The sequence below is a fragment of the Kitasatospora sp. NPDC002227 genome (assembly GCF_040296285.1).
GTDB lineage: Bacteria > Actinomycetota > Actinomycetes > Streptomycetales > Streptomycetaceae > Kitasatospora.
Genome location: NZ_JBEOWY010000001.1, coordinates 92,871 through 114,372 on the forward strand (window position 1 = coordinate 92,871; position 21,502 = coordinate 114,372).

21 protein-coding genes and 2 pseudogenes are annotated in these 21,502 nt (G+C 72.1%); 12 read left to right on the plus strand and 11 right to left on the minus strand.

Features of this window, described 5'->3' with window-relative positions; all coding sequences use genetic code 11:
* Positions 1 to 226: 226 nt before the first annotated feature.
* Positions 227 to 1,909: a SpoIIE family protein phosphatase gene (locus ABT095_RS00395; RefSeq protein ID WP_350526985.1), complete on the plus strand. Its 1,683-nt coding sequence runs from the start codon at positions 227 to 229 to the stop codon at positions 1,907 to 1,909.
* A gap of 8 nt (positions 1,910 to 1,917) precedes the next feature.
* Entirely contained in the window at positions 1,918 to 3,054 is a 1,137-nt protein-coding gene (locus tag ABT095_RS00400) for an alpha/beta hydrolase (protein ID WP_350526986.1), read from the plus strand.
* A gap of 4 nt (positions 3,055 to 3,058) precedes the next feature.
* On the opposite strand, the gene ABT095_RS00405 is transcribed toward ABT095_RS00400, so the two are convergent.
* Positions 3,059 to 3,601, minus strand: coding sequence for a DinB family protein (locus tag ABT095_RS00405; RefSeq protein ID WP_350526987.1), 543 nt, complete (start codon positions 3,599 to 3,601; stop codon positions 3,059 to 3,061).
* 7 nt (positions 3,602 to 3,608) lie between these two features.
* The gene (argS, locus tag ABT095_RS00410) at positions 3,609 to 5,330 is read right to left on the minus strand and encodes an arginine--tRNA ligase (protein WP_350526988.1); all 1,722 of its coding nucleotides are present in this window, start codon (positions 5,328 to 5,330) and stop codon (positions 3,609 to 3,611) included.
* A gap of 197 nt (positions 5,331 to 5,527) precedes the next feature.
* Here argS and ABT095_RS00415 point away from each other — a divergent pair, with 197 nt between their 5' ends.
* Positions 5,528 to 6,454, plus strand: a complete 927-nt coding sequence (locus tag ABT095_RS00415) for an NADP-dependent oxidoreductase (RefSeq protein ID WP_350526989.1) — start codon at positions 5,528 to 5,530, stop codon at positions 6,452 to 6,454.
* Between the two features lie 290 nt (positions 6,455 to 6,744).
* Here ABT095_RS00415 and ABT095_RS00420 read toward each other — a convergent pair whose 3' ends face one another.
* The gene (locus tag ABT095_RS00420) at positions 6,745 to 7,737 is read right to left on the minus strand and encodes a S41 family peptidase (protein WP_350526990.1); all 993 of its coding nucleotides are present in this window, start codon (positions 7,735 to 7,737) and stop codon (positions 6,745 to 6,747) included.
* Between the two features lie 96 nt (positions 7,738 to 7,833).
* Between ABT095_RS00420 and ABT095_RS00425 the strand changes: the two genes are divergently transcribed.
* Complete coding sequence (locus ABT095_RS00425) at positions 7,834 to 8,361, plus strand: ArsR/SmtB family transcription factor (RefSeq protein ID WP_350526991.1); 528 nt, start codon at positions 7,834 to 7,836, stop codon at positions 8,359 to 8,361.
* A 48-nt stretch (positions 8,362 to 8,409) separates the two neighbouring features.
* Positions 8,410 to 8,814 carry a hypothetical protein gene (locus ABT095_RS00430; protein ID WP_350526992.1) on the plus strand — a complete coding sequence of 135 codons (405 nt, stop codon included), beginning with the start codon at positions 8,410 to 8,412 and terminating at the stop codon, positions 8,812 to 8,814.
* Here the strand turns inward: ABT095_RS00430 and ABT095_RS00435 are convergent.
* Complete coding sequence (locus ABT095_RS00435) at positions 8,811 to 9,614, minus strand: DUF1028 domain-containing protein (RefSeq protein WP_350526993.1); 804 nt, start codon at positions 9,612 to 9,614, stop codon at positions 8,811 to 8,813. The genes ABT095_RS00430 and ABT095_RS00435 overlap by 4 nt on opposite strands.
* 165 nt (positions 9,615 to 9,779) lie before the next feature.
* On the minus strand, positions 9,780 to 10,187 hold the full coding sequence (locus ABT095_RS00440; protein ID WP_350526994.1) for a nuclear transport factor 2 family protein: 408 nt from the start codon (positions 10,185 to 10,187) through the stop codon (positions 9,780 to 9,782).
* 183 nt (positions 10,188 to 10,370) lie between these two features.
* Here ABT095_RS00440 and ABT095_RS00445 point away from each other — a divergent pair, with 183 nt between their 5' ends.
* Both ABT095_RS00445 and ABT095_RS00450 read left to right on the plus strand, forming a co-directional pair.
* Positions 10,371 to 11,927, plus strand: coding sequence for a multicopper oxidase family protein (locus ABT095_RS00445; RefSeq protein ID WP_350526995.1), 1,557 nt, complete (start codon positions 10,371 to 10,373; stop codon positions 11,925 to 11,927).
* A gap of 36 nt (positions 11,928 to 11,963) precedes the next feature.
* Positions 11,964 to 12,839, plus strand: a complete 876-nt coding sequence (locus ABT095_RS00450) for a hypothetical protein (RefSeq protein WP_350526996.1) — start codon at positions 11,964 to 11,966, stop codon at positions 12,837 to 12,839.
* A 13-nt stretch (positions 12,840 to 12,852) separates the two neighbouring features.
* Here the strand turns inward: ABT095_RS00450 and ABT095_RS00455 are convergent, their stop codons facing one another.
* Genes ABT095_RS00455 through ABT095_RS00465 form a run of 3 tightly spaced genes read right to left on the minus strand, consistent with a single transcriptional unit; the run spans position 12,853 to position 15,425 of the window.
* A complete protein-coding gene (locus ABT095_RS00455) occupies positions 12,853 to 14,148 on the minus strand; it encodes a DUF4132 domain-containing protein (RefSeq protein WP_350526997.1) in 1,296 nt (431 codons plus the stop codon).
* Between the two features lie 18 nt (positions 14,149 to 14,166).
* Positions 14,167 to 15,114: an integrase core domain-containing protein gene (locus tag ABT095_RS00460; protein WP_350526998.1), complete on the minus strand. Its 948-nt coding sequence runs from the start codon at positions 15,112 to 15,114 to the stop codon at positions 14,167 to 14,169.
* Positions 15,111 to 15,425 carry a transposase gene (locus ABT095_RS00465; RefSeq protein ID WP_350527264.1) on the minus strand — a complete coding sequence of 105 codons (315 nt, stop codon included), beginning with the start codon at positions 15,423 to 15,425 and terminating at the stop codon, positions 15,111 to 15,113. The genes ABT095_RS00460 and ABT095_RS00465 overlap by 4 nt, the downstream gene beginning before the upstream one ends.
* Between ABT095_RS00465 and ABT095_RS00470 the strand changes: the two genes are divergently transcribed.
* On the plus strand, positions 15,312 to 16,919 hold the full coding sequence (locus ABT095_RS00470) for an ISL3 family transposase (protein ID WP_350527265.1): 1,608 nt from the start codon (positions 15,312 to 15,314) through the stop codon (positions 16,917 to 16,919). The two genes, ABT095_RS00465 and ABT095_RS00470, sit on opposite strands and share 114 nt — an antisense overlap.
* Here ABT095_RS00470 and ABT095_RS00475 read toward each other — a convergent pair.
* A complete protein-coding gene (locus ABT095_RS00475) occupies positions 16,883 to 17,374 on the minus strand; it encodes a hypothetical protein (RefSeq protein ID WP_350526999.1) in 492 nt (163 codons plus the stop codon). The two genes, ABT095_RS00470 and ABT095_RS00475, sit on opposite strands and share 37 nt — an antisense overlap.
* Positions 17,375 to 17,387: 13 nt before the next feature.
* Positions 17,388 to 17,618: a hypothetical protein gene (locus ABT095_RS00480; protein ID WP_350527000.1), complete on the minus strand. Its 231-nt coding sequence runs from the start codon at positions 17,616 to 17,618 to the stop codon at positions 17,388 to 17,390.
* Positions 17,619 to 17,844: 226 nt separating this feature from the next.
* Between ABT095_RS00480 and ABT095_RS00485 the strand changes: the two are divergent.
* Both ABT095_RS00485 and ABT095_RS00490 read left to right on the plus strand, forming a co-directional pair.
* Positions 17,845 to 18,516: pseudogene (locus ABT095_RS00485) on the plus strand (IS5 family transposase); the annotation flags it as partial.
* Between the two features lie 104 nt (positions 18,517 to 18,620).
* The gene (locus ABT095_RS00490) at positions 18,621 to 19,208 is read left to right on the plus strand and encodes an SMI1/KNR4 family protein (RefSeq protein WP_350527001.1); all 588 of its coding nucleotides are present in this window, start codon (positions 18,621 to 18,623) and stop codon (positions 19,206 to 19,208) included.
* A gap of 4 nt (positions 19,209 to 19,212) precedes the next feature.
* Here the strand turns inward: ABT095_RS00490 and ABT095_RS00495 are convergent.
* Positions 19,213 to 19,305, minus strand: a pseudogene (locus ABT095_RS00495) (IS5/IS1182 family transposase); the annotation flags it as partial.
* A gap of 52 nt (positions 19,306 to 19,357) precedes the next feature.
* Here ABT095_RS00495 and ABT095_RS00500 point away from each other — a divergent pair.
* Together ABT095_RS00500 and ABT095_RS00505 are read left to right on the plus strand one after the other, a co-directional pair.
* Positions 19,358 to 19,906 (plus strand): hypothetical protein, encoded by a 549-nt coding sequence (locus ABT095_RS00500; RefSeq protein ID WP_350527277.1) that lies wholly within the window; start codon positions 19,358 to 19,360, stop codon positions 19,904 to 19,906.
* Between the two features lie 513 nt (positions 19,907 to 20,419).
* Complete coding sequence (locus ABT095_RS00505) at positions 20,420 to 21,433, plus strand: carbon-nitrogen hydrolase family protein (protein WP_350527002.1); 1,014 nt, start codon at positions 20,420 to 20,422, stop codon at positions 21,431 to 21,433.
* Positions 21,434 to 21,502 lie beyond the last annotated feature (69 nt).

The following is a 21,502-nucleotide window of genomic DNA, read 5'->3' on the forward strand; positions in this document are numbered from 1 at the left end:
CTTGTGGCAGGTGTCTTTCCGGGGTGGAGCACTGCGAGCATCGGGACAGCGCAGAAGGGCCGCCGCAGCGGCCCTGACCCGATCCGTACGACCAGCCGCGCGAGCGGCCGGGGCGCCGCACAGGACCCCAGTTCAGGGGCCTGAAGTCCCGCCGCGCCCGGGATGCGGCGAGCCGCGCGGCGCAGCACGATGAGCGGAGGAGTGCGGGCAGACGGGAGGTGTGCCCATGGTGGCCGACAGCCACTGGCCGCAGCTCGGCGGGCCGCTCCGGCTGATCCTGGAGGGCACCCCGGCTGGCGTCGGTGTGCTCGACACCGAGCTGCGCTACCGGTACGTCAACCCCGCGCTGGCCCGGATGAACGGCGTGCCCGCCGCCGACCACCTGGGCCGGGCCATCGCCGAGGTGGTGCCCGGCATAGACGCCCGGGAGGACGTGCTGCGCGCCGTGCTCGCCGACGGCCGCCCCCGCGAGGTCACCTCCAGCGGCCACACCCGCCAGCCCTCCACGCTGCGCCGCCGCTACTGGCACGGCGCCTACCACCGGCTGCGCGAGGGCGGCCGCACCATGGGGCTGGTCGGCATCGTCCTGGAGGTCACCGCCTCCCGGGAGCAGCAGCACGAGCTGGAGCAGGTCCGCAACCGCCTCGCCCTGCTGAACGCCGCCGCCACCCGGATCGGCACCACCCTCGACATGGACACCACCTGCGGCGAGCTGGCCGACTTCCTGGTGCCCACCCTCGCCGAGATCGCCACCGTCGAGGTGCTGCCCTACCACGACGCCCCCGACGCCCGCCCGGCGCTGCGCGGCCACGTCCGGCTGCGCCGTGCCGCGATGGCCGCCCTGCCCGAGCTGCGCGAGCGGACGAGCGCCTTCGGCACCCCCGGTGAGTACGTGGACTACCAGCCCGGCTCGGCCGTGCCGCGCTGCCTGGCCACCGGGCGGCCGGTGATCGAGAACGTGCCCGACGACGACGCGCTGCGCCGGGCCGCCCCGAATGCCGGACGGGTGCCCGAGTACCGCGCGCTGGGCATCCACTCCGCGCTGGTGGTGCCGCTGGCCGCCCGGGGGCACCAGATCGGCACCGTCTCGATGACCAGGGTGGACGGCTCGCCCGCTTTCACCGGCGACGACGCCGCCGCCGCCCAGGACTTGGTGCGCCGGGCCGCGATCAGCCTGGACAACGCGCGCCGCTACACCCGCGAGCACTCCATAGCGCTCGGCCTCCAACGCGCCCTGCTCGCCGACCCGGGCGAGCCGCACCCCGACCTCGAGGTGGCCTTCCGCTACCGCCCGGCCGGGACGAGCGCCCTGGTCGGCGGCGACTGGTACGAGACCGCCGCGCTGCCCGACGGCCGCACCCTGCTGGCGATCGGCGACGTGATGGGCCACAGCCTGGAGGCGGCCGTCGAGATGACCCACTACCAGGCCATGCTCCGGGTGCTGGCCGGCCAGCAGCTGCCGCCCGAGCAGATCCTGGAGCAGATGGACACCCTGCTCGGCCGCGCCAAGGACGCCCGCCCGGCCACCTGCATGGTGGTGACCGCCGATCCCGGCGGCGGCAGCTGCCAGTACGCCAGCGCCGGGCACCTGCCCCCGGCCGTGGTGCGCCCCGACGGCCGCACCGTGCTGCTGCCGGTGCGCCCCGGCCCGCCGCTCGGCACCGGCCTCGGCGGCTACCGCACCCATACCGCCGAACTGCCCGCCGACCACACCCTGGTGCTCTACACCGACGGCCTGGTCGAGCGCCGGGGCGAGGACATCGACGTCTCGCTGCGCCGCCTCACCCGCCTGCGGCTGCCCCCGTACGCGGGCTGCGACCAGCTGCTCGACGCCCTCCTCGGCCTGGCCCCGGCCCCGGCCGAGGACGACATCGCGCTGCTCGCCGCGACCGCCCGGCCCTACCGGTAACCGCCGCCGTGGGGCTCACCAGCCACAAGGTGCTGCTGCTCGCCGCCGTGCTGACGGTCGCGCTGGTGGCCGCCACGCTGTGGATCTGGCCCCGGCTGGCCGTCCGGAGCTGGCCCGCGCTGTTCGCCCGGCTCGGCACCGTCCTGGTGACCCAGCTGGCGCTGGTCTGCACGCTCGGCCTGCTGGCCAACGACTACTTCGCTTTCTACGCCTCCTGGGGCGACCTGCTCGGCACCGACCAGGGCGGGGCGGTCACGCTGCGGACGGCTCCGGGCGCGAAGCCGTCCGGCCCCTCCGGCCCGGCAGTGGGCGTCGTACCGCTGCCCGGGGACGGCGTGCACGGGCCGGCCGGGTCACCGGCGCAGGTCGGGCGGCTGGACCACGTCCGGCTGCCCGGCGTGGTGAGCGGGCTCAGCTCCGACGGGTACGTCTACCTGCCGCCGCAGTACTTCCAGCCGGCCTACCAGCAGCGCAGCTTCCCGGCGGTGGTGGTGCTGACCGGGTTCCCCGGGGACGCCAAGAACCTGGTCACCAAGCTCGACTACCCGGGCACCCTGCTGCGCGAGCTGCGCGCGGGCACGGTGGCCCCCTCCGTGCAGGTGCTGCTGCGGCCCTCGCCCTCGATGCCGCGGGACAGCGAGTGCGAGGACGTCCCCGGCGGCCCGCAGGCGCGGACCTACTTCGCCACCGACGTGCCGAAGGCGATCCGGGCCTCCTACCGGGTGCAGGCCGGGCCGCGCAGCCTGGCGATGATCGGCGACTCCACCGGCGGCTACTGCGCACTGAAACTGGCGCTGACCAGCCCGGAGACCTACCCGGCCGCCGTCTCGCTCTCCGGCTACTACAAGGCCGCCGAGGACGTCACCACCGGTGATCTTTTTGGTGGTAGCCCGCAGCGCCGCCAGGAGGCGGACCTGAGCTGGCGCCTCACCCACCTGCCCCAGCCCGCCGTCTCGCTGCTGCTGGCCGACAGCTTGGAGGACGGCTCGACCTACGCCGAGGCGCAGGCCTTCGCCGCCCTGGCCCGCCCGCCGCTCACCGTGGACCAGGCCACGGTGGACAGCGGCGGCCACAACTTCACCACCTGGACGCGGCTCATCCCCACCGCGCTGCAGTGGCTCTCGGCGCGGCTGACCGCGCCCTGAGCGACTACATCCCGCGCGCGCCGTCGATCCGCTCGCGGAGCAGGTCGGCGTGCCCGTTGTGGCGGGCGTACTCCTCGATCAGGTGCAGCAGCACCCAGCGCAGCGAGACCGTGCCGCGCCAGTCGTCCTCGCCCTCCACGTCCAGGCTGGGTGCCGCCGCGACGAAGGCCTCGCCGAAGGCCACCTCGGTCCGCCAGGCCGCCCAGGCCTCGGCGATCGAGGCGGGGTCGCCCGCCGTGCCGTCGAAGTCGTGGTCGGGGGCCTCGGGGGAGGTGTAGAGCGGCGGGAGCGCCTCGGCGGCGAGCACCAGGCGGAACCAGCGGCGCTCCACTTCGGCGAGGTGACGCACCAGGCCGAGCAGCGACAGGGTGGACGGCTCCACCGAGCGGTCCGCCAGCTCGCCCGTCAGGCCCGCGCACTTGAGCTCCAGCGTGCTGCGCTGCGCCGCCAGCAGATCGAGCAGCAGGGTGCGCTCGTCGGCGTTGGCGGGCGTCGCGAAGCGCTGGTCCTCCTCCTCGGGGACGAACAGCCCGGCTCTACGACTCATGGCACCCTCACATCCGGTCGGGGGTCTCGATACCCAGCAGATCGAGGCCGACGGCCAGCGTACGGGCCGTCAGATCGCACAGGGCGAGCCGGCTGGTACGCAGCTCGCCCTCGGACCCCAGCACCGGGCAGTGCTCGTAGAAGGAGGTGAAGGCGCCGGCCAGGCCGAACAGGTAACCCGCGAGCCGGTGGAACTCCAGCGTCTCGCCGACCGCGCCGACCACCTGGCCGAAGCCGAGCAGCTCCAGGGCCAGCTCCCGCTCGGCGGGCTCGGTGAGGCGGGTGACGGTCAGACCCTCGGCGGTGACCTGGGCCCGCCGGAAGATCGAGCAGATCCGGGCCCGGGCGTACTGGAGGTAGGGCGCGGTGTTGCCCTCGAAGGAGAGCATCCGGTCGAAGTCGAAGACGTAGTCCTTCTGCCGGTCGGTGGCGAGGTCGGCGTACTTGACCGCGCCGATGCCGACCGCCCGGGCCACGGCGGCCCGGGCCGTCCCGTCCAGCTCGGGGTTCTTCTCGGCGATCACGGCGGTGGCCCGGGCGACGGCCTCGGTGAGCAGGTCGACCAGCTTGACCGAGGCACCGGCCCGAGTGCGCAGCATCCGGCCGTCGGAGCCGAGCACCGAGCCGAAGCCGATGTGCTCGGCGGTGGCGGGTGCCCGGAGCCAGCCGGCCTCCTCGGCCGTCTCCCGGACCATCTGCAGGTGCTGCCGCTGGGGCGAGCCGACCACGTAGAGCAGCCGGTCGGCCGCCAGCTCCCCGAGCCGGTACCGGATGGTGGCGAGGTCGGTCGCGCCGTAGCCGAAGCCGCCGTCGCTCTTGCGGACGATCAGCGGCAGCGGATCGCCCGCCCGGTTCCGGTGCTCCCCGGGGAAGACGCAGTCGGCACCGGCGCTCTCCTCAAGCAGCCCGAGCCTGGCCAACTCTTCGAGGATGGCGGGCAGTTGGTCGTTGTAGGCGCTCTCGCCCCGGAAGTCGGCGGGGCCGAGCCGGACGCCGAGCAGCTGGTAGACCGTCAGGAAGTAGTTCTTGGACTCCTCGACCAGCTGCTGCCAGAGCCGCAGGGTGGTCGCGTCCCCGCTCTGCAGCAGCACCACCCGCCGCCGGGACCGCTCCTGGTACTCCTCGGAGGCGTCGAACTTGGCCCGGGCGGCCCGGTAGAAGCCGCTCAGGTCGCCGACCGAGAGCTCGTGGGCGGCCTCCGCCTCGCCGACGTCGAGCAGGTGCTCGACCAGCATGCCGAAGGGGGTGCCCCACTCGCCGATGTGGTTCTGCTTGACCACCTGGTGGCCCTGCCACTCGAGCACCCGGACGGCGGCGTCGCCGATGATGGTCGACCGCAGGTGGCCGACGTGCATCTCCTTGGCGGCGTTGGGCCCCGAGTAGTCCACCACCACCCGCCGGGGCTCGGCCGCTTCGGGCACGCCGAGCCGCGGGTCGGCGGCGGAGGTGGTGAGCAGCCTGGCGAGCGCGGCGTCGGAGACGGTCAGGTTGACGAAGCCGGGGCCGGAGATCTCGACGCCCGAGCAGAGATCGCCCAGCTCGGCGGCGGCCACCACCCGGGCGGCCAGCTCCCGGGGCGGCAGCCCCAGCCGCTTGGCGGTGGGCAGGGCGGCGTCCGACTGGAAGTGCGCGTGCTGCGATCGGCGCACGAGCGGCTCCACGACCTCGCCCGTCACCGTCTCGTACGCAGCGCTCAGCCGCTCGTGCAGCAGCTCTTCCAAGTTCGTCATGGCGGGACGGTAGCCGATGGTCACCGGGCCCGTCGAAGCATTTTCCCAGCTGGGGCGGCGGGCGGCCGATGGGTATCAGGGTGGATGTTTGACAATCTCAACTATTCAGGTCTACCGTCGAACCCGTTGCTTGAGGAGCTCAACAATCCAGGTCCTCGAAGCTTTCCTTCCTGTCATGTCCCACAAGGAGCACCACCATGAAGGCCATCACCTACCGCAGCTACGGCGGCTCCGAGGTTCTCGAGTTCGGCGACGTCCCCGCGCCGAAGCTCGGGCCGGACGCCGTGCTGGTCCGCGTCCACGCCGCCGCGGTCAACCCGGTGGACTGGAAGATCCAGGCCGGGTACCTCGACTCGGTGCTCGACGCGGTCTTCCCGGTGATCCCGGGCTGGGACGTCTCGGGTGTGGTGGAGCAGGTCGGCGTCGGCGTGACCGAGTTCGCCGTCGGTGACGAGGTGATCGGGTACGTCCGCGAGGACATGGTCGGCCGGGGCACCTTCGCCGAGTACGTCGCGGCGCCGGTGCGCACGCTGGCCCGCAAGCCGCGCAACCTCAGCTTCGAGCAGGCGGCCGGCCTGCCGCTGGCCGGGCTCACCGCCTACCAGTCGCTGGTCGACGCGCTGGCGGTCAAGCCGGGCGAGACGGTGCTGGTCCATGCGGCGGCCGGCGGGGTCGGCTCGCTCGCCGTGCAGATCGCGGTCAGCCTCGGGGCGCGGGTGATCGGCACCGCCAGCGAGCGCAACCACGAGTACCTGCGGGTGCTCGGCGCGGAGCCGGTCAGCTACGGCGAGGGGTTGGCCGAGCGGGTGCGGGAGCTGGCGCCGGAGGGTGTGGACGCGGTGCTCGACCTGGTCGGCGGCGAGGCCCTCCAGCTCTCCCCGGCCCTGCTCGCGGACGGCGGCCGGATCGCCTCCATCGCGGACGGCTCGGTACTGGCGCTCGGCGGCCGCTACGTCTTCGTCCGCCCCGACTTCGCCGACCTGACCGCCCTCACCGACCTGGCCGAGAGCGGCCGGCTCCAGGTCGAGGTCGCCGCGACCTTCCCGCTGGCTGAGGCCGCCGAGGCGCTGCGCCTCAACGCCGAGGGCCACACCCGTGGCAAGATCGTCGTCACTGTCGCCTGACCTCAGCGGAGAGCTGCCCGTTCGTTGAGCGGCCGGGCAGCCCTCCGGGGCCTCGAAGGGGGGTGTACGACGCCCCCCGGCGCGGGCCCGCCTCAGGGTCTCAGGGCCTCTTGAGGGGTCGCCTCGCACCACCGGGCCCGCCCGTCGCGCGGTCGGACCGGCCGGCGCCGTCCGTCCGCCCGTCGGGCCCGTAGACCCGGCTCGGCACAGCCCGAGCCGGGTTCTCGACCGCCTGCCCGGACCACCCACATGGTCCGGGCAGGCTGGTCAGCCTGTGGGAGCGCCTGCTCCTAGAGCGGGGTGGCGGCGGTGTCGGCCACCGGGGCGCCGGCCAGGTGCTCGCGGGCCTCGCGGGCGGAGTGGCTGTCGCTCTCGCTCGCCGCGATCTCGGTGAGAAGGGCGTGGTGGGCGGCCGCGAGTGCCTCGGCCGGGTCGGTCTCGACGTCCGGGGCGACGCCGACCAGCTCCCAGTTGGTGCCCGAGACGGGGTTGATCGCGGTGGCGACCGGGATGGTCGCCTCCAGGTGCGGGTGGACGGTGTGGCCGACCCGGGGGTTGGCGCCGCCGCCGGTGCGCTCGCCGTAGACGCGGGCGCGGCCCCGCTGCTGCAGGTCGTAGGCGAGCTCCTCGCCGCCGGAGAAGGTGGCCTTGGAGGTCAGTACGGCCAGCGGCTTGCTGCCGCCGAACCGCGGGCCCGGCACGTGCGGCGGCGTCCAGAACTGGGTCTCGGCGTCGTCCTCCCGGTCGTACAGGGTGTTCAGGTGGGTCCGCTCGTCGAACAGGTACCCGCAGATGTACGACACCGTCTCCGGGCTCCCGCCGATGCACCCGCGCAGGTCGAGCACCAGCGCCTGTGCCCCGGCCACCAGGTTGAGCGCGGCGGTCAGCGGCTCGACGGCCAGGCTCAGCGGCAGGATGATCGGCCCGATCTCCAGCCGCACCACGCCGCCGGTCAGCCGCTCCACGGCCGGCACCCCGCCCAGCGAGAGCTCGCCGAACCGGCTCATCATCGCCATGGCCGCGCTGTCCTGCTTGGCCGGTATCTCCTCGGGGTGGAACTTCAGCCGCAGGTGCCGGTCACCGTTGACCGACTGCAGGTCCTCGGTGACGAGCTTCCCGAGCTCCTCCGGGTCCTGCGCCGCGTGGTAGTGCCCGGCCGCCAGGCGGTCGCGGAGCACGGTGGCGATCCCGGTGCCGATCTCGGCGAAGACGTAGCCCTCCTCGGTGAGCCGGGCGGTCTCCTCGACGATCCCGGTGATCTGCTCGGGCTGAAGCGAAGTCATCTCTCGGTCCCCCTGGTGGTGCCGGTCGGTTGATCAAGTCGCCGCTACTTCACCATGCGGCTTGCAAAAGTGTCAAGAATCTTCGACGCTTAGCTCGTGACCGCAGACTCCCCGAACACAGACGACCTGACCGTCGACAGCCCCGCGCAGCACAAGGCCCTCGCCCACCCGCTCCGCCAGCGCCTGCTCCTCGCGCTGAGCGGCCGCTCGGCCACCATCAGCCAGCTGGCCGTCGGCTTCGACGCGCAGAAGGGCACCGTCGCCCACCACCTCAAGGTGCTCCGGGAGGCGGGCCTGGTGCACGTGGCCGAGACCCGCCAGGTGCGCGGCGGCACCGAGCAGTACTACCGCCGCACCCCGCGCCGGGTCGCCATGTCGCCGACCGACCCCGCCGAGGCCGGCTCGGCCGTGGCGATCTTCTCCGCCGTCTCCGCCGAGTACGCCGCGGCCCCCCGCGAGCCGGCGCCGCCCGCCCTGACGCTGCGCCATCTGCGCCTCACCCGCGCCCAGGCCGCCCGGCTGGCAGCCGAGCTGGACGCCCTGGTCGACGGGGCGGAGGAGGCTCCCGAGGGCGAACCGGTCCACGGCGTGCTGGTCGCGCTGTACGAGCGTCCGCCGCTCTGAGGCGGAGATGGCCGGGCGGCCGGGCCCGGTGGCCCGTACGCTCGCCGGGTGTTCGATCGGTCGGAGATCAGGGTGGTACCGCCGGGGCGGCGGTGGGCCGCGCAGTTGGAGCTGTGGATCGACGGCGAGGAGCTGACGCCGGCGGCGGTCGGCGAGGGTGGCCGTGGACCGTACGCGGCCGAGGCGCTCGCCGCGGCCGGTGACGGCTCGCTGTGGGCGAGCGGTGCGGCGCGGCGCGTGGTGCTCGGCGAGCCGGAGTGCACGGGAGGGTGCTGCGGCTTCCTGTCGGCGGTCGTCCGGCGGGCCCGGGGCCTGGTGGAGTGGTCCGGCTGGGAGACGTGCGCGGACGAGCCGAGACCGCCCGAGTGCCACTTCGATGCCGATCAGTACGACGCCGAACTGGCCCGGGCGGCCGAGGAGTTGTCACGCCTTGAGGGTGTCTGGGCGTGCTAGCCCATCGCGCGCAGGTGGGCCAGTACGAGCGGGTCGATGCGGCCCGCGGCCAGCCGGCCCTCCAGGTTCTCCACCCCGGCCCAGCGGTCGAGGGAGTCGTAGCCGAGGGCGGTGACCCGGCGCAGGACCTCGGCGGCGAGTTCGCCCTCGAGGTCGAGCAGGGTGGCCGGATCGGGGGTGCCGTGCAGGATCTCGTGGATGCCGAGCAGGCGCCGAAGTTCGGTGACCGGGTCGAGGTGGTCGTCCACCCGCAGGTCGTAGGAGATGTCGCCGGAGCCGCCGAAGCCCCGGCCCGGCTCGACCACGTACAGGGCGGCGCTCTGCCGGCCCCGGCTGTCGCCGCCCGCCGCGTCGCCGGCCGCCAGCACGGCCACCAGCCGTTCGGCGAACGGGAGTTCGGCGGAGCCCAGCCAGGCGGACTCCATCTCGCGGACCACCTCGGGCCCGGTCAGGATGTTCCCCTGGATCGCGTAGCCCTCACCCGCCACGCCGCCCGCCCAGGCCATGCACTCCTCACCCGTGTACGTGGCGCCGGGCCCGGCCGGGCCGACCACGCCGAGCTGCCGGTGCGCCCGGTCCGGGTCGGCGGCCGTCAGGCCGGCCACCACGTGCTCGGGGGCGACGGCGGTGCCCAGCAGGGCCAGGCCCTGGCGGCGGTAGGCGAGGTTGGCCCAGGCCTGGGTGGCCAGCGCACCGGCCCCGGCCTCGGCGGCGGGGACGGCGGAGCCGACGGCGAGGAACTTGCTGGCCACCGCCACCCCGAGGGCGGCTCCGGAGCGGGCCACGATGGAGAAGGTCATGCCGGGCGACGATAGTCCGACCGGCCCGCCGCGTCCATGGCACCCCCGGCCCGGCATGGCACCCCCCCCGGGCCGGCATGGCACCCCCCCCGGGCCGGCATGGCACCCCCCCCGGGCCGGTATGGCGCCTTCGGCCCGCCGGTGCGCGCTCGGCCCGCCGGGGCGTCAGGCGATCAGGGCGGGGGAGAAGTAGTCCCGCAGTCGGGCGATCTTGCCGTCCCGGAGGCGGAAGATCTGCACCAGGGGCACGACGCGGTCCTCGCCCTCGGTGTCGAAGACCGAGTCGATCTCGACGATGAACACCTCGGGGTCGGCCGTGGTGTGCAGCACGAACCCGGACTTCTCCACGTTCGGCGGGCGGGTGTCCTTCGCCTGGCGCTCGTAGTGGGCCGCCAGCGTGTGCCGGATCGCCTCCCGCCCCACGATCCGGCGGGGAAGGCTCGCGCCGTCGGGCATGAGCGGCGCCTCGAAGACACCGTCCTCGGTGAAGAGCTCGGCCAGCGCGTCGGCGTTCTGCGTCATGGGGCCGGCGTGGACGTAGCTGTGGAAGATCTCCTGCGCGGTACGGGACATCACGGCCTCCCCAGGGCTCGGACACAAGGAGTACATCCCATCACAGGAGAGCGCTCCCGATGGCGGGTACGCGACACGCCTCGCGGTGAGCCTGACCGGTACGGTCGTCGGTCCGCTCTAGATTGCCCGATTATGAGCGGAAATGATCGTATTAGCCGTAGGGCGGTACTCAAAGCCCTCCCCGTGGCCGCCGTCCTCGCCGCGACGCGGGGCACCGCCTCCGCCCGGCCGCGCCCGAAGGCGGTGCCGCTGGCGCAGCCGACGGTGTGCTCGCCGCCGACCGTAGGCGGGGTGCGGAGCCAACTCGTCGAACAGACCCTCGACGTACGGCTGACGGACGTCACCGTCCCCGGGTACGGCACGGTCACCACCCGCACCTACAACGGCACGATCCCGGGGCCGACCCTGCGGGTGCGCGCCGGGGACACCCTCCGGCTCACCCAGGTCAACGGCCTGCCGCCCAACCCGGACAGCGGCGGCGGCCACAACCGGCCGCACAACCCCAACAGCTTCAACCTGCACACCCACGGCCTGCACGTCTCCCCGTCCGGGGAGGCCGACAACGTCCTGCGCGAGTTCGCGCCGCGCACCGTCGCCGAAGCCGCCGCCGGAGCGCCGGAGCCCCAGTACGTGACGACCGTCCAGATCCCGGCCGGCCACCCGGCCGGCACCTACTGGTACCACCCGCATCTGCACGGGGCGACCACCGTCCAACTGGTCGGCGGCATGGCCGGGGTCCTGGTGGTCGAGGGCGACGTGGACGACGTCCCCGAGATCAGAGCGGCCGCCGACCTGGTGATGTGCGTCAGCGAACTCCGCCTCAAGGACGGCAAGGTGCCCGACTTCACCTCCGGCACCGCGCTGGCGGCCGTCGCCCCCGTCCTCACCGTCAACGGAGTGGTCAACCCCACCGTCACCATGCGCCCGGGCGAAGTCCAGCGCTGGCGGCTGGTGGCCGCGACTGCGTTCACCGCCCTGCCGCTGCGGATCACCGGCAGCGGTGACCTGCCGACGGTGCACCAGATCGCCCAGGACGGCATCACCTTCCCCGCGCCGGTCGGCGTCGACGTGCTGCGGCTGGCCATGGGCAACCGGGCGGACGTGCTGGTCCGGGCCGGGGCGGCGGGCACCTTCACCCTGAAGGCCGACGGAGTCCCGGCCCCGCTGCTGACCGTCTCGGTCTCGGGGCCCGCCGCCGTACCGCCGATGCCGCTGCCGGCCGCCCTGCCCCAGGGCAAGCCCTTCCTCGACGAGCGCGACATCGCCAACCCGACGGCCGACCGCGAGGTGGTCTTCCATGTCGACCAGGGCGTCTTCGCCGCCCCCTTCCCCAACGCCTACCGGATCCTCGGCAGCCACCCGACCCCCGCCGCCGACCCCACCGGTGACCTCACCCGCGACCCCGCCTACGGCCTCTTCGACCCCGCCCAGGTCAACCACACCCTGCCGCTGGGCACCGTCGAGCGCTGGACAGTCCGCAGCGACGAGACCAGACCGGCCTTCAACCACCCCTTCCACCTCCACACCAACCACGTCCTGGTCACCCACCGCAACGGCACCCGCCTCGACCCACCCGTCTGGCACGACACCATCGGCCTCGCCGGCGGCAACCCCGGCGACCAGGTGACCTTCCTGGTCAAGTACGAGGACTTCACCGGCCGCACCCTCGCCCACTGCCACCACCTGCAGCACGAGGACCTCGGCATGATGCAACTGGTCGACTACGTCGACGCCCGGTGAGCACCCGGCTTCGCGCACCGTGCTGAGATAGGGCGTATGAACGCCGACGGCCGCTTCGACAGGTACGAGGGCGAGGTTGCCGTCTTCCGAGGGGTGCGCTTCGCCGCCCGCTCCGCTGCCAGCCGGTGGCCCTGCGTCGAACTGCTGCCCGAGCCAGGCTCCTCCGCGCCCGAAGGCGTGGCACCCCGGTACGCCGCCGACGGCTCGGTCGCCGGGTACCCGCTGGCCCCGGACCGCCTCGACGCCTGGTACGCCGTGCACCGGACGTTCCGCTGGCGGGGTGAGCTCTTCGAGTGCACCGGCGCCACGGACGCCACGATCGCCGGCCACTACCTCGGCGACGACCAGGGCTTCGCCGATGAGCACCTGAAGCGCCGGGTCATCGGCTACCGCGGCGAATTCCCGCGCGGCGAGGTCACCGACCCGACGGAGCGCCGCGAGGACCTGCTCGGCCCGCGCGCCGAGCTGCTCCGGCGCTTGGCCGAGGCGAACGACTTCCGCCCGGAGGCCTGCGCCGTCCACCGCGGCGGCACATACCCGGCCGACGCCCGGGCCGACGCCTCGGGCCGGATCGCCCTGACCGGTGCCGGCCTGGCGTCCTCCGGCCTCCCCGCCGACCCGCGGGCCCCGGACGGCAACCGGTACCTGGCCACCCCCGAGCAGCTCGAGGCCTGGTACCGCACCCACTGGACGTTCCGGTGGGAAGGCGGCCCGTTCGAGGCGGTCGGCACGGTGGAAGGGCGGATCAAGGGCGTCTACACCGGCGCCGACTGGGGCTTCGTCGACAGCCTCCAGCTGACCCGGGAGACGGCCCCCCACGGCACCCCCAGCCGCTACACCGTCGAGGTGGACCTCGACACCGTCACCGACCTCGAACGCCATCGCACCGATCTGCTGACCACCCGTCAGTGACCTCCGAGGGCGCTCACCGGGCCGTCACCTCCTCCAGGTCGGCGAGCAGCTCCGAGGCGACGATCCGGTCCAGCTCGCCGAACCGGAGCGGGTACTCGTGGCGGCTGCCCAGGTGGTCGCGGGGTGCCACGTCCAGCCAGACCGTCTCGAAGGTCTGGTCGGAGTACTCGCCCACCACGGCGACCCAGATGCCCTCATTGAGCTGGATCACCAGGTGGCAGCCGTCGGCGAGACGCTTGGAGAACCAACGCTCGATGCCGTTGTCCAGCGGTTCGCCGCGCTCCCAGCCGCGCTTGGTCAGGCCCAGGAGCCGGCCGACCGGCACCGTGCAGCCCTCGAAGCGGTGCAGGCGGTTGGAGTCCGCCTCAGACGGCGTCAACCGGCGCACCGGGCGGTCGAGTTGCCGGAACGGCTGGAGGATCCCGTGCTCCGCGAAGACCGCCGACCAGGCAGCCGACTGCTCACCGAGGTGCAGCGGGTGGGGGAGCCGGACCGTCGCGTTCCCGGGGAGCACGAAGGCCTCTCCGGTCACGTCGGCGAAGGTGCGGTCCTCGGCGGTCCGGAAGGCCGTCGTGGTGCCGTCGGCCCCGTCGGCCAGCCAGACCAGGCGGCCGGCGAGGTGCCGGACCAGCGGGTGGTCGACGAAGAGCGCGCCGAACTCGACGGCGGTCCAGGTGCGTTGGGCGACCATGGCGGCCTCCAGACGGCGGATCTGGTCGGCGGCCGTGGTGCGCACGTCCTTCTTCAATGCGGTGAACCGCTTGCGCTCGGCCGCGGCCAGCTCCTGGTCGTCCCGGGCGCCGGGGGCGGGCAGCTCCTTGCGCCGCCTGCCGTCGCCGTCCCGCACGAACGGGCGCAGCTGCTCGTCGAAGCCGACGGTGAACCGGCGCGTGCCGTAGTCGATCACCGTGGTGCCGTCCGGCCCGAGGCCGAGATCCGGGACCAGCCGGTCGGCCAGCTGCTCGGCGGTCAGGCCCAGGTGCTCCGCCACCTCGGCGATCTTCTCCTGGGCGCGGACCTTGAGCGCCTTGAACTTCACCCGCTGGGCGATGCCGTGCAGGTGCAGCAGCGCGACATCGGTGCCGATCGCGGCCAGTACGTCCAGGCCCTCGACCGCGCGGTGGTGCGCGCCCTCGCCGGGCCAGTCGCGCAGCACCGGGGTGAGTCGACGCACCGTCCCGTCGTCCCCCAGCACCCCGAGCGCGTGCAGGATCCAGCTCTCCTTGGCGGGCAGGCCGGCCTGTCGCCACTCCTCGAACAGTGCCCAGGCGAACCCGGCCGAGGAGCCGGCCCGGCAGGTCTCGGCCACGACCGCGAGTGTCCCGCGTCAAGCAGTTGGCAGGTTTTCGGGTTCGGGAAAGTTGGGGACGAGCGGGTCCGCGGCGCCGGTGTGGACGTCGTGGGGCCGGTTCCAGGCCAGGGCCTCATGCGGTCGGACGGTGTTGTAGTCGCGCCGGTAGTCCTCGGCGTGCCGGACGAGGTCGAGGGCGTCGGGTATCTCCTCGAGGAACAGCTTCTCGTACTTGAGCGAGCCGAAGCCGCGCTCGCGTGAGCCGTTCTGGCCTGGCGTACGGACCCGGGTGCGGACGTGCCGCAGCTCCGGGCGGGTGGCGATGAACGCCTCGAACCGGAACGAGCGGAACGGTCCGCCGTTGTCGGTGACGATGGTGACCAGCGGCTTCACGGTCCCGTCCGCGTCGCGCGGGGCGAGCTCGGCCAGCGGCATTCCCGCCAGCGACTCCGCTTCTTTGAGGGCGAGTTCGATCGCGGCGATGGCGTCGTGCTGGTTCGCGGTGGGCGACACGTGCCAGCCGAGCTCGTACTTCGACCAGTAGTCGCGGCAGCCCGCGAGCCGCCAGGTGCCGCCCGAAGCGGTCTCGAACTCGGAGAAGTCGAGCTGCCAGACCTGGTTCGGGCCGGTCGGCCCGGTTGCGAAGGCGGCTTTGCGGCGGGCGGCGAGCTGGCGCCGCTCCCGCTGGTAGTTCGCCTCCAGCAGCAGGCCCTCGTCCCGCAGCAGCCGCAGTACGGTCGCCTGGGAGACACGGTGGCCGTCGTGGCGGCACATCGCCCAGACCTTACGGTGGCCCCAGGCCGGGTGCGCGAGCGCGTGCCGGCGGGCGGTCTCCCGGACGCTCTCGCGGGCCGGGCGCGGCCACGGTCCTCTGGCCTGCGCGCCCTGGCGGGCGCGGGCCTGGTGGCGACGCCAGGTCCGCTCGGGCACGCCGATCAGCCGGCAGAACCTCGCGGTCGGCATGCCCGCCTCGGTGCGGATCACCTCGAGGTCCTCGAAGGGCCCAGCCGGCCCTCCGCGGACTTCTTCCACACCCGCAGCTCGACCGCGGCCTCACCCAGCGCCTGGGTCAAGTCGGCAACCTGGGCTTCGAGTTGCTGTTCCCGAGTGCTGGGGCCGGACTTGCCCACGAGACCTGCCCGGCCGGATTCCAGGAACTGGCGCTTCCAGGTCCCGATCGACTGCTCGGACACCTTCGCCCGCCGCGCGGCCTCGGCAACGGTCATCTCACCGGCCAGAATCGACAGCACGATCCGGACCTTCTCCTCCGGCGGCAGTGCCGGTGGCCTCACCATGATCGATCAGACTCCTTCAAGCAGCAGGACCCACAAGAAACGAGCCCTGCCACAAAGTCTGACGCGCGACACGGGCGCAAGATCGCCGATGCTCCGGTCGGCACCCAACCAGTACTCATCGAGTTGTCGGTGCGCCGCCTGTTCTGCGACAACAGCGGCTGTGCGCGGGTGACCTTCGCCGAGCAGGTCGAGGGGCTGACCAGCCGCTACGGTCGGCGGACGCCCGTCCTACAGCGGATCGTCGGTGCTCTTGGTGTCGTCCTGGCCGCTCGCGTCGTGGTACGGCTGGGGCTGGTGCTGGGCATCGCGGTCAGCCGGATGACTGTACTTCGAGTGGTGATGGCGCTGCCGGAGCCGGCCTGGGCGGTGCCGCGGGTGCTGGGAGTGGACGAGTTCGCGACCAGGAAGGGCCGCCGGTACGGCACGATCCTGATCGACTGCGAGACCCACCAACCCATGGACCTGCTGCCCGACCGCGAGGCCGAGACCCTGACCGCATGGCTGCGCGAGCACCCCGGCGTTGAGATCGTCTGCCGCGACCGCGCGGCGTTCTTCGCCGAAGGCGCCCCGCAGGCCCAGCACTGCGCGGACAAATGGCACGTCTGGCACAACCTCGGCGAAGCCGTCGAACGCCTGGTCTCCCACCACCGTGCCCTCCTCCGCGGCCTCGTCGAGCCAGAGCCTCCACCCGAACCCGAACCGGCACCTGAGCCTGTCTCCGTCGGCCGGGAGCCGTCCGAGCCCTACCCGCCGGGGAAGTTCCTCGACCGGCTCCGCGACACCCACGCCGCGGTCCGGGCCCAGGTCGAGCAGGGCCTGAGCCTGCGCGAAGTCGCCCGCCGCCTCGGACTGGGCCGCAACACGGTGCGCAAGTACGCCCGCGCCGCCAGCCCGGAGGCAATGCTGCACGGCCAGTGGCAGGACCGAACCAGCAAACTCGACCGCTACCGGCCCTACCTGGAGCAACGGATCGCCGAGGGCTGCACGAACCTGTCGATCCTCCACCGCGAGCTGCAAGAACGCGGGGCCCGCTGTGCCTACAGCACCCTGCGCGACTACGTCCGTCCGCTGCGTCCCGGGCGCCGGCCCGCAGACGGCTGCCCGCCGATGGCCCGGCCGCCCTCGCCCCGCGAAGCCACCCGCTGGATCATGAGCCACCCCGACCACCTGCGCGACGACGACCAAGTGAGGCTCAAGACGCTCCTGGCCCGTTCGCCCGAGCTCACGGCCGCCACCACCCACGTCCGGACGTTCGCGGTCATCATGACCAACCGTGAAGGAGACCGGCTGCGCGGATGGATCGCCGATGTCTGCGCCGACAAGCAGTGCGGCCTGGCCTCCTTCGCCGCCGGGCTGATCACCGACCTCGACGCCGTCGTCTTCGGCATGAGTACCGAATGGTCCTCCGGCCCCGTTGAAGGCCGCGTCAACGACCTGATTCTATGGAATCAGCGATGTCAAGCCGTGTACTTGTGCATCACGTCGAGGTATTGACGGCCTCGGTGAGGCACGTGGTTGTCCCGGCCCGGGAGGCTGAAGACCGCGTAGACGTCAGCGGGCCGGGTGAGAATGCTGGACTGCTGGCCGAAGGTGAGGGTGTCGTTGACGTGATGCTCACAGCCTGCGGTGTCCAGGGCCGTGATCAGTTCCTCGCGGAGCACAGTGGCCTCGAACGACTCGGAATCGGGCAGGACGAGAGCGGGGAACTTCGCTGTCGAACCGGGCCGGAGGTGGATCCAGATGCCGCTGACCGCCCGCTGGGTTACGTCCAGCTTGAGTCCGTCCCAGGAGTACGGGTAGCCGTCGATGTCGGGCCCCTTCATGATGTGGGCGGGGTGCGGCCGCCCCGGGCCGAGGAGGTGCTCAGCCTCGGCCAGGGGCATTCCGCAGTGAAGCGGCCCGATCCGGCCGGTTCGGGCGAAGTCGACGAGCATGTTCATCAAGGTCACGGCAGTGACTGTGTCACTCTCCCAGGCCTGTGCGCACTCCGATATCAGCGCGTGCCCGGCTCGCGGTGACCGGGTAGACGTTGTCTCGTTCGCACATCAGCAGGTACTCGGCCAGCCCGCGGGCGTAGGCATCGATCGTACGGGGCGCACGTCCGAGATCCGTCCAGATCGTCAGCCAGGTCGCCGCCTGCTCGTGCCGGCCGAGCACCGGCCACTTCTCCGTCAGCACCATCGTGCCGCCCAACACATCTCCCAAGTCCGTGGTTGCGCCGGAGAGACATGATCACCCCGGCAGATTCCACGTAACTTCTAAAGCCCTCAAGCGCAGCATGTTCGGCAGAGCGAAACTTCCACTACTGCGCAAGCGGCTCCTGCTGACTGCCGCGAGTCGCCGACCACAGACCGTGACGGACCCTCAGCGTGGATGATCGACTTCACGGAATCCGTGCCTGAACCCATATGACCCGACAAGATCAGGCATCCCCTGGCGCTACCTCCCGCACGACTACCCGCCCTGGGAAACGGTCTACGCCTACTTCGCCCGCTGGCAGAAGGAGGAAGTGTTCGAGCAGCTCAACGGCCTTCTCCGACGCCTGGTCCGCGCCGCCGAAGGCCGCGATCCGGAGCCGACGGCGTGCATCATCGACTCCCAGAGCGTGAAGACCTCCACGAACGTTCCCGCCGCCACGCAGGGTGTCGATGTCGGGAAGAAGATCGTCGGCAGGAAACGCAACATCGTCACCGACACCATCGGCTTGCTGCTCGCGGTCCTGGTCACCGCTGCGAGCGTGCAGGACGGCACCGCTGGTCAGCAGCTGCTGACCGCGGTCGCGGCCAAGCACCCCGCGATCAGCAAGGCCTGGGCCGACATGGGCTACAAGAACGCCGTCGTCGAACACGGTGCCGCCCTCGGAATCGACGTCGAGATCGTCCAACGCAACCCCGCCACCAGGGGACTCGTCGTCCAGCCCCGCCGCTGGGTCGTCGAACGCACCCTGGGCTGGCTCATGAACCACCGCCGCCTGGCCCGCGACTACGAAGCCCTCCCCGCCCGCTCCGAAGCCATGATCCACGTCGCGATGATCGGCCTCATGACCCGCCGACTCACGGGCGAGACCACCCCCACCTGGCGAGGAACATGAGCCAGCGAGTCAGGGATGAAACGCCCAGTCAGAGGTTATCCATTCTGGTGGTGGCTCCCCGGGGGCCTGTAGGGCAGGCCGTGGCGCTCTGGCAAGGTGCGGGTGTGGATGATTTCGTTGGTACCCAGGAGCCGCGTCACCGTTTGAAGGATCCGGTGGCGGCGGTTGAGGCGTTGGAGCGTGCTGTACCGGGTCTCGGTGCGCTACGGCTTCCCGCACCGCGCAGCCTCGACTGGGACTCCTTCAAGATGGAGGCAGGGACGGACTTCCCAGCCGACTTCAAGCTGCTCTGCGAGCTGTACCCGGCATTCGAGCTCGGAGGCTTCCTGGGCTTCGGCGGCCAGGGGTCCGGCGGCCAGGGGTCCGGCGAGTACGGCCGCTGGCTTGAGAAAACCCGCGAGGAGCTTGATGTCATCGACGAATGGCTTGAGGATGCCAACCTGTCCGTTCCCATGAGCACGTATCCCGCGCCGGGCGGCCTTCTCGTCTGGGCGACATCGACCCAGGGTGACTTCTTCCTGTGGAGTACCACCGGGGCGAGTCCGGAGGAGTGGGTGGTCACTGTTGCCTCGCGCAGCGGCGCCTGGTGGAACTATGCCGGTGGGGTAGCCCAATTCATGGCGGACCTGGTCAGCGGAGAGCTGGAGCTGTGGGGGCTGCCGTCGGTCAGTCCGGAGGTGGGAGCCTGGTAGAGCGTCAGCGGGTCAGATGCCGGTAGCAGATGAGGGTCGCGGCGATGCCGGCGAAGGCGAGGAAGGGTTCGGCCTCCCGCTCATAGCGGCGGTGAAGCCCATCTGCCTCCGGCGTCTGGGTGTCGGCGTCGACCGGTAGCGTCTGCTGGGTGACCGATGACGCTGCTGCCTGGAACCGACTCGCCGCCCTGCTGCCGGAGCCGGAGGCCCAAGAGGTCCGGGACTGCTGGAACATCGGGGAGCAGGAGGCAGGGCTCGGCCTGCTCGTCTCAGGGCTCCTCGTCCATCAAGTGCCGATCAGCGAAACGGTCAGGGCCCAGATCTCCGTACTCGCGGAGACATGGGGCGAGAGGGAGGCACTCACGCCCCGGATCCTCCAATGCCGTGGGGACGACGCACCAGCCAATCTGAAGCTTCTCGAACACGGCGGTGCCTCGGACGATCAGCCAGCCCTCGGCCCCGGCCAGGACCCGGCCGGCCCCGTCCTCGTCCCGTGGATCGCCTGCACGAGATGCGACCAGGTCCTGATGCGCGCCCACAGCAGGGAAGGCTGGGGAGATCTCTCCTACCTCGCCCACCACTACGTGATCACGTCGCCGGACCTCGCCACGACCTCCCGGACCTTCCCCGTCCAGTCTGCTGGCGTTGCCTTCGCCGCTCTCCTGGAAGAGTGCGCAGAGCCCACGAACGATCGCTGACTCGGAAGGCGTTCCGCCAGAAGAAACGGTGTCTTAAGGTCCGTCGTCAACCCCCGTCGTCCGCCCGGAGGGCAGGCGGGGCGCCGTCGAGTGACGCGCGGGCTGTGCCGACGCGGGGGGCACCTCCCGGCCGAAGGCTGGGGCATGTCCATGCGGAGCATCGGCGACCGACCAGAAGCTGGCGAAGGGCCCCTCCTGCCCGATGCCGGGCCAGGAGGGCGCGTGCCCCGGCGTCGGCCGCCCGGCGTGATCGGCCGGACAGACCCTGGACGAGTGGTTCCGATGTCGGTCAGTGGCAACGGATGCGATCAGTGAGTGAGTGGCGGTGGTTGACGGGGTCCGTGGGCGACGGCATGATGACGGACTGCGTGGCCTACGCCGAACCTCCCGCGACCGTCCCCAGCACGGTCTCCTGTCGGAGGCAAAGGGACCAGCGTCTCAGGCCGTTGTCGCAGCCCGATCGCCTCGGGCGGGGTTGCTGGGGAACGGTCGCTCAAGGCGTGGAAGGCCGTGATGACAGCCCGCAGGAACTTCAAGCGCCAGGTGCGCGCCCGCGCCGCCAAGACCGGCGAGTCCTACACCTCTGCCCTCCGGCACTTCCGTCCGACTCCATCAGGAGACGTCATGTCGGAGGCAGGGAACCCCAGGAGCGTGCGGCTCGCCGTCGCGCAGACCCCCGTCCGCGAGGACCCCCGAGATGTGGACGCGCTGCGCGAAAGCGGCCGTCAGGTCCGTGCTCTGATGCGCGAGGCGGCTGCTCGGGGCGCGCGGATCGTGCACTTCCCGGAAGGCGCGATCTGCTTTCCCCACATGCTCGTCATGTCCGTCGACGGCCCGGACGCGGTCGGCCCGGCGGACTGGAGCCGGTGCCAGTGGCCGGTCCTGCGAGCAGAGCTGGCTGCGATCACCGAGTTGGCAGGCGAGTTGCGGCTGTGGACGGTGATCGCCTCGGTGCACCGCCTGACCGAGCCGAACCGCCCGCACAACAGCCTGTACGTCATCTCCGATCGCGGCGAGGTCGTCACGCGCTACGACGAGCGCCGGCTGTCGAACACGAAGGTCTCGTACCTGTACTCGCCGGGCGTCTCGCCGGTGACCTTCGACGTCGACGGTGTGCGTTTCGGATGCCTGCTCGGCATGGAGATCCACTACCCGGAGTTGTTCGCCGAGTACGAGAGCCTGGACGTCGACTGCGTCCTGTTCTCCACGACCGGCGTCTCCCCGGGCAACGCCGCCGCCCAGGCCCAGGGCCACGCCGCGGTGAACAGCTACTGGGTCAGCTTCTCGGTGCCGACCCGGCACGGCGCCACCGCGCCGTCCGGAGTCATCGCCCCGGACGGCGACTGGCTTGACCGGTGCCCTGCGGACGGTTCGCCGTCGTTGGCGGTCGTGGACCTCGACGACGGTTCCGAAGCCGCCGAAGCAGTGGCCCACGCCCGCCCTTGGCGTCGCAGGTCTCGCGCCGGCGTCTACGCGGAGCACCAGGTGACCGACCCGCGCAGCGAAGACCGCACGGCGGCCTTCTAGGACAAGCAGGTCTCGCGGAACTGAACCGTCCGGCGGGCGCGGTGGCCGAGGGCGGGGTGCTGCTCGGCT